Source organism: Bartonella sp. CL71SXKL (assembly GCF_042194935.1).
In the GTDB taxonomy this organism is placed as follows: Bacteria; Pseudomonadota; Alphaproteobacteria; order Rhizobiales; family Rhizobiaceae; genus Bartonella.
The window spans coordinates 340-632 of record NZ_JBHINI010000128.1 but is presented as its reverse complement, the minus strand read 5'-3'; the positions used below and the strand labels follow the sequence as shown (position 1 = coordinate 632).

The window sequence follows — 293 nt, the reverse complement described above, 5'->3', positions numbered from 1 at the left end:
TTAGACACTGATACTGATTCAAAGAAGACACCAGTAACAGATGCCTTAACGTTCGCTGCGATTGATGACCCTAACATCAATGACATGTACTCTATGCACTCAACTGCTGATAGCGACTGGAAGGATGAAGATACCATGTTTAAAGAACTCTTCCCAGATTTTAAGGGCGGAGCTTCTTCAAGCACTCCGGCAGCCAGTGAAGGCAGTCACTAGTAATCATCTCTGATTAGTATGAAGGGCTATTCGTCGCCTATGAAATACACAGTACGAGAGGGCGGCATTTAGTTGTAGGA

At 44.4% G+C, this 293-nt stretch carries 1 protein-coding gene; it reads left to right on the top strand.

Annotated features, from left to right (window positions below; all coding sequences use genetic code 11):
* On the top strand, positions 1 to 213 hold a 213-nt coding region (locus ACFILA_RS09880), incomplete at its 5' end, for a phage tail protein (RefSeq protein ID WP_375661166.1).
* Positions 214 to 293: the final 80 nt, after the last annotated feature.